Source organism: Streptomyces sp. DvalAA-14 (genome assembly GCF_900091855.1).
Taxonomy (GTDB): Bacteria; Actinomycetota; Actinomycetes; order Streptomycetales; family Streptomycetaceae; genus Actinacidiphila.
In genome coordinates, this window is sequence record NZ_FMCH01000502.1 from 1 (window position 1) to 9049 (window position 9049).

The window sequence follows — 9049 nt, forward strand, 5'->3', positions numbered from 1 at the left end:
GAGGGCGGCCGGGTCCGGGGCGGGCGGGACGGCGGCCGGGTCCGGGCCGAGCGGAGCGGCGGCCGGGTCCGGGCCGGCCGGGTGACGGGCTTCGTGCGGCATGCGCCGGAATCTAGGCCAGGTCCGCCGACACGCACCAGGCCCGAAGCAGAATATTGTTCATCTTCTGCTGTCGGGCCTGGTCACAGCGCCACCGGGTGCGCCGGGGGCCTAGCGCTTGAGCGTCGGCTTCAGCTCCAACAGCCGGCCGAGCAGTCCGTTGACGAAGGACGGCGAGTCGTCGGTGGAGAACTCCTTGGCGAGCTGCACCGCCTCGTCCAGCACCACCGCGTCCGGGACGTCGTCCTCCCAGAGCAGCTCATAGGTGCCGAGCCGGAGCAGGCTGCGGTCCACCACCGGCATCCGGTCCAGTGTCCAGCCGACCGAGTAGCCGGCCAGCAGTTCGTCGATCCGCGGCGCGTGCGCCTCGTACCCCTCGACCAGCTGCATCGTGTACTCGGTGACCGGCGGCTGCCGGTCGTCGGTCCGGGCGAGCCTGATCCAGTCCGCCATGACGGACGTGGGGGCCGCACCCCGCTGCTCCGCCTCGAACAGAATCTGGAAAGCGCGCTTTCGGGCCTTGTTCCGGGCAGCCACGGTTAGCTGTTCACCCGGCCGAGGTAGTCGCCCGTCCGGGTGTCGACCTTGACCTTTTCACCCGTGGTGATGAACAGCGGCACACCGATCTCGTAACCGGTCTCCAGGCGCGCGGGCTTGGAGCCGCCGGTGGAGCGGTCGCCCTGCACACCGGGCTCGGTGTACTCGATGACCAGTTCCACCGAGGCGGGCAGTTCGATGTACAGCGGCGCGCCCTCGTACATCGCGACGACCGCCTCGAAACCCTCCAGCAGGTAGTTGGCGGCGTCGCCGACAACCTCGGGGGTGACGTTGATCTGGTCGTACGTCTGGGTGTCCATGAAGACGAAGTCGGTGCCGTCCTTGTAGGAGAACTGCATGCCGCGCTTGTCGACGTTGGCGGTCTCCACCTTCAGGCCCGCGTTGAAGGTCTTGTCGACGACCTTCCCGGAGAGCACGTGCTTCAGCTTGGTGCGCACGAAGGCGGGGCCTTTGCCGGGCTTGACGTGCTGGAACTCGACCACAGTCCAGAGCTGGTCGCCGTCGAGCTTGAGCACGAGGCCGTTCTTGAGGTCGTTCGTGGTGGCCACGGTTGCGGAATCTCCTGAAAATGCTGCTTCGGGACCAGGAAATCCCGCGCCCGTCACAGAGCGAGCAGTTCCTTGGTCGTGATGGTGAGTAGCTCGGGTCCGCCGTCCGCCAGGGGGCGTACGACGAGCGTGTCGTCGATCCGAACGCCGCCGCGGCCCGGAAGGTGGACTCCCGGTTCGACGGTGACCGGCACGCAAGCGTCCAGTTTACCCATGGCCGCAGGCGACAACCGAGGGTCCTCGTCGATTTCCAGACCCACACCGTGGCCCGACCAGGGCGCCAGGCCCTCGCCGTGGCCGGCCGAGATCAGCGGCTGCCGGGTGGCCCGGTCGACGTCACGGCAGGCCACACCGGGTGCCAGCGCCTCACGGCCGGACCGCTGGGCCTCGAAGACCAGCTCGTACAACTCGATCTGCCAGGACGCGGGAGCGGTCCCGATGACGAAGGTACGGCCGACTTCGCAGCGGTAGCCGCGGTAGCGGGCGCCGAGCCGGACGGTGAGGAAATCGCCTTCCTCGACCCGGCGGTCGGTCGGCAGGTGGCGGGCGGTGCCCGAGTTCGGGCCGGTGCCCACCGAGGTCGGGAAGGCCGGGCCCTCGGCGCCGTGGTCGACCAGGCGGCGCTCCAGCTCCAGGGCGAGGTGCCGTTCGGTACGGCCGACCAGGATGGACTCCAGCAGCTCGCCGAGTGCCTGGTCGGCGATCTCGGCCGCTATCCGCAGCGCGGCGATCTCGTGCTCGTCCTTGACCAGGCGGAGCTGCTCCACCGCGCCGCCGAGATCGGACAGCGGCAGGCCGCCGGTGACCGAGCGCAGCGCGCGGTGGCGGCTGACGGTGAGGTGGTGCTCCTCGACGGCCAGCGAGTCGGCGTGCTGCTCCCCGGCCAGTTCGGCGGCGGCCACGGCCGCGTCGCCGTCCGGGGTGGGCAGCACGATCGAGCGCAGGTCGTCGGGCGGCTCGTCCCGTTCGGGGTCCTCCGGCGGCGGGCGCAGGTGCACCAGGGTGTCCTCCGGACCCGGCCCGACCAGCAGTGCGGCGCCCTGCGGGGCGCAGCCGGTGAGGTACCGCACGTTGGCGGCTCCGGTCACCAGGGCGGCGGTGACCCCGGTCGCCGCGCACCGGTCGCGCAGCCGGGCCCTGCGGGTCGTATGCACGTCGGCCATGTCGTGAGCGTAAGGCTTCGCTCCGAGCGGGGCCCCCGGTATGCGCCGACCGTGGGACGCCCCGGCGGGCTCATGGATCCGCGGTCCGGCGGGGCCGGGCTAGCGCACCGGCGGGCCCTGGGCGGCGCGGGCCACCACCTGGTCCAGGGCCGCGGCCGCGGCGGCGACATCGAGCTGGGAGTTGTCGATGATGGGCAGCCCGGAGCCGTACCAGCCGGCCATCCGGCCGTGGATCCGGGCCACCTCGTCGTCGGACAGGCGGCGGTTGCCGGACCGGCCCGCGTTGCGGGTCAGCACGGTGTCGAGGCCCGGCAGCAGGACGACCGGCAGGAGTCCGGCGCCGACGTGCCGCTTCCAGCCGCCGAGGCCGACCACCGGCCAGTCCGGGAAGACCGCGTCGTCGATGATGCAGGACACGCCGTTGGCCAGGAAGTTGCGGGCGGCGAAGCCGCAGGTGCGGCGGGCGAGGCGGTACTGCGCCTCGGAGTGCTCGTTCCAGCCGGCCTGCGGGTCGGCGAAACCCGACCGCACCCACTCGCGCACGTCGTCCAGGCTGATGTGGGCCGTCGGGGCGGGGCGGCTGTCCGCCCAGTGCCGGGCGATGGTGGTCTTGCCCGCGCCGGCCGCGCCGATCAGCAGTACGGCGATCGGCCCCTGCGGGGCGGGCGGCTGCACGGGGCCGGGCGTCCCGAGCGGGAACTGCCCGGTACCGTTTCCGGCGGCTGGGCCGGGCGGTGTCCGCGGGCCGAGGTGCCCCGGCTGCGGCGCCCCCGCAGGATGCTGCATCTCGCCCCACTCCATCCCGTCCCGGAGGCTCCGCCGGCCGCCCCACCGGTAACACACCGTTCGACCCCGAACGGTACAGGGCGCGCGGGCGCGTTGGGTGAACGGGTGGCTCCGGGGGCCGCCCGGCCCCGCGGCGGCGCCGCCGCCTCAGGAGGTGGCGGGCATCGTGTCCGACAGCGCCCGCAGGGCGAGCCGGTAGGAGCCGATGCCGAAGCCCGCCACCGTGCCGCTGGCCACCGCGGCCACCACCGAGGTGTGGCGGAACTCCTCGCGGGCGTACGGGTTGGAGATGTGCACCTCGATCAGCGGGGCGGTGCGCTGGGCGGCCGCGTCGCGCATCGCGTACGAGTAGTGGGTGAAGGCACCCGGGTTGAGGATCACCGGGATCCGCCCGTCGGCGGCCTCGTGCAGCCAGCCGATGAGCTCGGCCTCGTCGTTGGTCTCGCGGACCTCGACGTCGAAGCCGAGTTCCGCGCCGAGCTTGCCGCACTCCTCGACCAGGCCCGCGTACGAGGTGGCGCCGTAGACGTCCGGCTCACGGGAGCCGAGGCGGCCGAGGTTGGGTCCGTTGAGCACCAGGACCGGGCGGCTCACGAGGACACCTCGCCGTAGGCGGCGAGCAGGACCGCCGGGTCGGGGCCCTCCAGCACGGTGGGCCGGGCCAGGCCGTCGAGGACGATGAAGCGCAGCAGGTCGCCGCGGGACTTCTTGTCGACCTTCATGTTCTCCACCAGCTTCGGCCACTGGTCGCCGCGGTAGGTCAGCGGCAGCCCGACCGCTTCCAGCACGCTGCGGTGCCGGTCCGCGGTGGCGTCGTCCAACCGGCCGGCCAGCCGGCCCAGTTCGGCGGCGAAGACCATGCCGACGGAGACCGCGGCGCCGTGCCGCCAGTTGTAGCGCTCGTTCTTCTCGATGGCGTGCGCCAGGGTGTGGCCGTAGTTGAGGAACTCCCGCGGACCGGCCTCCTTGAGGTCGGCGGAGACGACCTCGGCCTTGACCCGGATGGCACGCTCGATGAGTTCGGCGGTGTACGGTCCGCGCGGATCCCGGGCGGCGGCCGGGTCGGACTCGATCAGGTCGAGGATGGCCGGGTCGGCGATGAAGCCGGCCTTGATGACCTCGGCCAGACCGCTGACGTAGTCGTTGGGCGCCAGCGAGTCGAGCGCGGCCAGGTCGCACAGCACTCCGGTGGGCGGGTGGAAGGCGCCCACCAGGTTCTTGCCCTCGGCGGTGTTGATGCCGGTCTTGCCGCCGATGGCCGCGTCGACCATGCCGAGCACCGTGGTGGGCACCGCGATCCAGCGCACCCCGCGCAGCCAGCTGGCGGCGACGAAGCCGGCCAGGTCGGTGGTGGCGCCGCCGCCGACGCCGACGATGACGTCGGTGCGGGTGAAGCCGGTCTGGCCGAGCGCCTTCCAGCAGTAGGCGGCGACCTCGGCGGTCTTGGCCTCCTCGGCGTTGGGCAGCTGGATGGCGATGGCCTGGTAGCCCTGTTCGGCCAGGTCCTCGCGGATGGCCTCACCGGTGCCGGCCAGTGCCTCGGGGTGGAGTACGGCCACCCGCAGCGCCTTGGGCCCGATGAGCCCGGGCAGTTCGCCGAGCAGCTGGTGGCCGACGAGCACCTCGTACGGCTCGGTGCCCGCGGTGCCGCCGACCGTGATCCGGGTGGGCGGCGCGGCCAGGGGGTTCTCGCTCATGCGTCCTTCAGTTGGAGTGCGTCCAGGACGGCGGTGGCCACGTCCTGCGGGGTGCGGTCGTCGGTGGTGACGACGGCGCGGGCGACCTCGGTGTAGAGCGGGCGGCGCTGCTCCATCAGCTCGCGCCAGCGCTGCCGGGGGTTGACGGCGAGCAGCGGGCGGGGCGCGTCCAGGCCCACCCGGTGGACCGCGTCGCGCAGGCCGACGTCGAGGAAGACCACCGGCAGCCCGGCCAGCAGGGTCCGGGTGCCGGCGTCCATGATGGCGCCGCCGCCGAGGGAGAGCACGCCGTCGTGTCCGGCCAGCGCGGCGCGGACCGCGGCGCGCTCCTGGTCGCGGAAGTGGGCTTCGCCGTCCTCGATGAAGATCTCGGCGATCGGCTTGCCGGCCAGCGCCTCGATGTCGGCGTCGGTGTCGCGGTAGCCGAGGCCGAGGTGCTCGGCCAGTGCCCGGCCGACGGTGGACTTGCCGGCTCCCGGCGGGCCGACCAGGACGACGGCGGGCGGTCCGCCCGCGGCGGCGGTCACCGGATGGCCAGGTGGTCGAGGAAGTCCTGGACGTTGCGGCGGGTCTGGGCCACCGAGTCGCCGCCGAACTTCTCGGCCACGGCGTCGGCGAGCACCAGGGCGACCATCGCCTCGGCGACGATGCCGGCCGCCGGCACCGCGCACACGTCGGACCGCTGGTGGTGGGCCTGGGCGACCTCGCCGGTGGTGATGTCGATGGTGGCCAGCGCGCGCGGCACGGTCGCGATGGGCTTCATCGCGGCGCGCACCCGCAGTGCCTCGCCGGTGCTCATGCCGCCCTCGGTGCCGCCGGAGCGGCCGGTGGCGCGGCGGATCCCGTCGGGGGTGGGCACGATCTCGTCGTGCGCCTGGGAGCCGGGCACCCGGGCGAGTTCGAAGCCGTCGCCGACCTCGACGCCCTTGATGGCCTGGATGCCCATCAGCGCGGCGGCCAGCCGTGCGTCGAGCCGCCGGTCCCAGTGGACGTGCGAGCCGAGGCCGACCGGCACCCCGTAGGCGAGGACCTCGACCACGCCGCCGAGGGTGTCGCCGTCCTTGTGGGCCTGGTCGATCTCGGCGACCATCGCCTTGGCGGCGTCGGCGTCCAGGCAGCGCACCGGGTCGGCGTCCAGCCGCTCCTGGTCGGCGGGGACCGGGACGACGCCGTAGGGCGCCTTGGCCTTGGCGAGCTCCACCACGTGGGAGACGATCTCGATGCCCGCGGTCTCCTTGAGGTAGGAGCGGGCGACGGCGCCGAGGGCGACCCGGGCGGCGGTCTCGCGGGCGCTGGCCCGCTCCAGCACCGGGCGGGCCTCGTCCAGGTCGTACTTCTGCATGCCGGCCAGATCGGCGTGGCCGGGGCGCGGCCGGGTCAGCGGCGCGTTGCGGGCCAGCCCGGCGAGGATCTCCGGGTCCACCGGGTCGGCGGCCATGACCTGCTCCCACTTGGGCCACTCGGTGTTGCCGATCATGATGGCCACCGGGCTGCCCATGGTCAGGCCGTGCCGTACCCCGCCGAGGAAGGTCACCTCGTCGCGCTCGAACTTCATCCGGGCGCCCCGTCCGTAGCCGAGCCGCCGCCGGGCCAGGGCGTCCGCGACCAGGTCACTGGTGACGGGGATGCCGGAGGGCAGCCCTTCCAGTGTCGCGACCAGTGCGGGGCCGTGCGACTCCCCCGCCGTCAGCCAGCGCAGCCTGCTCAACGGTGCTCCTTCGACTCGACACATGCCGTGGTGGTCCGCCCCCGTCGGCGTCCCGGCGCTGCCCCGATCCTCCCACGCCCGCCCCCGCCCCCCGGACGCCCGTCCAGCGTACGGACCCGCGGCCCGCCCGCCCTACGGCTGGCGGCGGTGCCCGGCCAGCGCCGCCTCGCCTGCCGCGCGCATGGCGGCGAGCGGGGCCGGGCGGTGGCCGGTGTGCTGCTCGACCTGGAGGACGGCCTGGTGGACCAGCAGGTCGAGGCCGCCGATGAGCGCCCCGGACCGGGCCGACCAGGCGGCGGCCAGGGCGGTCGGCCAGGGGTCGTAGAGGACGTCGAAGAGGGCGCCGGGGTGGTCGGGGACCGCGCCGGCGAGGTGGTCGGCGGCGCCGGCCGGGGTGGTGGCGATCACCAGCGGCTCGGCCAGCGCCTTGAGCGCGTCGGCCCAGTCGGCGGTGCGTACGGTGACTCCGAGCCGCTCGCCCCACTGCCGCATCTCGGCGGCGCGGGCCGGGCCGCGGACGTAGGCGGTCACCTCGCCGGTGCAGATCCGGGCGAGCGCGGCCAGCGCGGAGGAGGCGGTCGCGCCGGCCCCGAGCACGGCGGCGGACGGCACCGAGGTGACCCCGCGTTCCCGCAGGGCGGCGATCATGCCGGGGATGTCGGTGTTGTCGCCCCGGCGCCGCCCGTCGGCCCCGAAGACCACGGTGTTGACGGCTTCGACGCCCGCCGCGGTGTCACTGATCTCGTCCAGCAGCGGGATGACCGCCCGCTTCAGCGGCATGGTCAGCGACAGGCCCGCCCACTGCGCCGGGTCGAGCCCTTCGACGAAGCCGGGCAGCGCGGCCTCGTCCACCTCGAACCGGTCGTAGCGCCGGCCGGTCAGGCCCAGGGCGGCGTAGGCGGCGCGGTGCAGCACGGGCGACAGGGAGTGCGCGATGGGCGAGCCCAGCACGGCGGCGCGGTGTGCCGCGGTCATCCGCCGTGTGTCTTCTGGTAGTCGTTGAAGTCCTGCACATTCTTCTGGTGCTCGGCGTAACTGGCGGTGAAGCGGGTGTCGCCGGGCTTGACCGTGACGAAGTAGAGCCAGTTGCCGTCGGTCGGGTTCATGGCCGCCTCGATCGCCGCGTGGCCGGGGTTGTCGATCGGTCCGGGCGGCAGGCCCTTGTGGACGTAGGTGTTGTACGGCGAGTCGAACTGGGTGTCCTTGTTGCTGGTGTTCAGCGTGGACCGGCCCATCGCGTAGTTGATGGTCGAGTCGAACTGGAGGGTCATGCCCTGGTCGAGGCGGTTGTAGATGACCTGGGACACCTTGCCGAAGTCGCCGGCCTCCTGCGCCTCGGCCTGCACCAGGCTGGCGATCTTGACCAGGTCCAGCGGAGACCGCCCCGACTTGCTCGCGGCGTCCTCCAGACCGTCCTCGGTGTACTCGGCCTTGGCCTGGTTGACCATGTCCTTGACCAGGGTCACCGGTTTCATGGACTTGGCGACGCTGTACTTCGTGGGGAACAAGAAGCCCTCGACCGAGCCCTTCGCCCAGGCCGGCAGCCCGAGGTTGACTCCCTTGACCTGGGCCGCGGTGGTGCCCTTCTTGAGTCCGAGCTTGGTGTCTATCGCCTCGTAGATGCGGGTGGCGCGCCAGCCCTCGGGGATGATCAGGGCGTTCTGCGACTTCGGGTCGAGCATCAGTGTCACCGCGGCGGCGGCGGACATCTGCGCGTTGAGGACGTAGACGCCGGCCTGGATCGCCCGGCTCTTGCTGTTCTTGTTCGCGGCCGAGACGAAGGCGTCCACGCTTTTGACGACGCCGGCCTTCTTCAGGATGTTGCCCATGGTGGTGGCCGACGCGCCGGTGGGGATCTCCACCTGGACGCTGGTGGCGGTGCCCGAGCCGGTGTAGTCCGGGGCCGGGCCGAAGTGGCTCTCGTAGAAGCTGTGGCCGAAGAAGACCGCGCCGCCGAGACCGCCGGCCAGCACCACGACGACGACCAGGCAGGCGCAGCCGCTGCGGCGCTTCTTGCCGGTCTTGGGCTGCGACTTGCCGGACCGCCGGCCGCTGTCGGCCGCGGCGGCGAGGGATTCCGCGGCGTCCTCGGCGTCGTGCTCGTCGCGGTCGGCGAAGAAGGCGTGCTCGCGCGGGTCGCCCTCCTGCTCGTCGTCCCAACTGCCGGTGTTGGCGGGCGCGGTGCGCAGCGGGCGGCTGCCGGGCTCCTGCTGGCGGCCCGGCTGGGCCTGCCCGGGAACCGACTGCCCGGGGGCGGGCTGCTGCCCCGGGACGGGTTGCCCGGGCACCGGCTGCGGGGCCTGCTGGCCCGGCTGGGGCTGCTGCGGCTGGCCCGGCATCGGCTGGCCCTGGACCTGTCCCTGCTGCCCCGGCATCGGCTGCTGCCGGTACTGCGGCTGCTGCGGGGGCGGGTAGCCGTTCTGCCCGTAGAAGTCGGGGCGTCCGTACGGGTCCTGCGGCGGCTGCTGCCCGCCGTAAGGATCCTGCTGG

Annotated in this window: 10 protein-coding genes; all 10 read right to left on the reverse strand. The window is 73.2% G+C overall.

Annotated features, from left to right (window positions below; genetic code table 11):
- Positions 1 to 210: 210 nt before the first annotated feature.
- On the reverse strand, positions 211 to 636 hold the full coding sequence (gene nusB / locus GA0115240_RS26795; protein ID WP_093740500.1) for a transcription antitermination factor NusB: 426 nt from the start codon (positions 634 to 636) through the stop codon (positions 211 to 213).
- Between the two features lie 2 nt (positions 637 to 638).
- On the reverse strand, positions 639 to 1205 hold the full coding sequence (gene efp, locus GA0115240_RS26800) for an elongation factor P (protein WP_093740502.1): 567 nt from the start codon (positions 1203 to 1205) through the stop codon (positions 639 to 641).
- A 53-nt stretch (positions 1206 to 1258) separates the two neighbouring features.
- Positions 1259 to 2368, reverse strand: coding sequence for an aminopeptidase P family protein (locus GA0115240_RS26805; RefSeq protein ID WP_093740504.1), 1110 nt, complete (start codon positions 2366 to 2368; stop codon positions 1259 to 1261).
- Between the two features lie 99 nt (positions 2369 to 2467).
- Positions 2468 to 3043 (reverse strand): AAA family ATPase, encoded by a 576-nt coding sequence (locus tag GA0115240_RS26810; RefSeq protein ID WP_370673378.1) that lies wholly within the window; start codon positions 3041 to 3043, stop codon positions 2468 to 2470.
- A 258-nt stretch (positions 3044 to 3301) separates the two neighbouring features.
- Positions 3302 to 3748 (reverse strand): type II 3-dehydroquinate dehydratase, encoded by a 447-nt coding sequence (gene aroQ, locus GA0115240_RS26815; protein WP_093740506.1) that lies wholly within the window; start codon positions 3746 to 3748, stop codon positions 3302 to 3304.
- A complete protein-coding gene (gene aroB / locus GA0115240_RS26820) occupies positions 3745 to 4851 on the reverse strand; it encodes a 3-dehydroquinate synthase (protein ID WP_093740508.1) in 1107 nt (368 codons plus the stop codon). Before aroB ends, aroQ begins: the two co-directional genes overlap by 4 nt.
- Positions 4848 to 5378 (reverse strand): shikimate kinase, encoded by a 531-nt coding sequence (locus tag GA0115240_RS26825; RefSeq protein ID WP_093740510.1) that lies wholly within the window; start codon positions 5376 to 5378, stop codon positions 4848 to 4850. Before GA0115240_RS26825 ends, aroB begins: the two co-directional genes overlap by 4 nt.
- Complete coding sequence (aroC, locus tag GA0115240_RS37705; protein ID WP_093740512.1) at positions 5375 to 6559, reverse strand: chorismate synthase; 1185 nt, start codon at positions 6557 to 6559, stop codon at positions 5375 to 5377. Before aroC ends, GA0115240_RS26825 begins: the two co-directional genes overlap by 4 nt.
- 132 nt (positions 6560 to 6691) lie before the next feature.
- Entirely contained in the window at positions 6692 to 7534 is an 843-nt protein-coding gene (locus GA0115240_RS26835; RefSeq protein WP_093740514.1) for a shikimate dehydrogenase, read from the reverse strand.
- On the reverse strand, positions 7531 to 9049 hold a 1519-nt coding region (gene mltG, locus GA0115240_RS26840), incomplete at its 5' end, for an endolytic transglycosylase MltG (RefSeq protein WP_093740516.1). The genes mltG and GA0115240_RS26835, both read right to left, overlap by 4 nt.

Coding starts and splice junctions, on each gene's coding strand:
- GA0115240_RS26805 (WP_093740504.1), bottom strand. CDS start 2,368: ATGGCCGACGTGCATACGACCCGCAGGGCCCGGCTGCGCGACCGGTGC.
- aroB (WP_093740508.1), bottom strand. CDS start 4,851: ATGAGCGAGAACCCCCTGGCCGCGCCGCCCACCCGGATCACGGTCGGC.
- GA0115240_RS26835 (WP_093740514.1), bottom strand. CDS start 7,534: ATGACCGCGGCACACCGCGCCGCCGTGCTGGGCTCGCCCATCGCGCAC.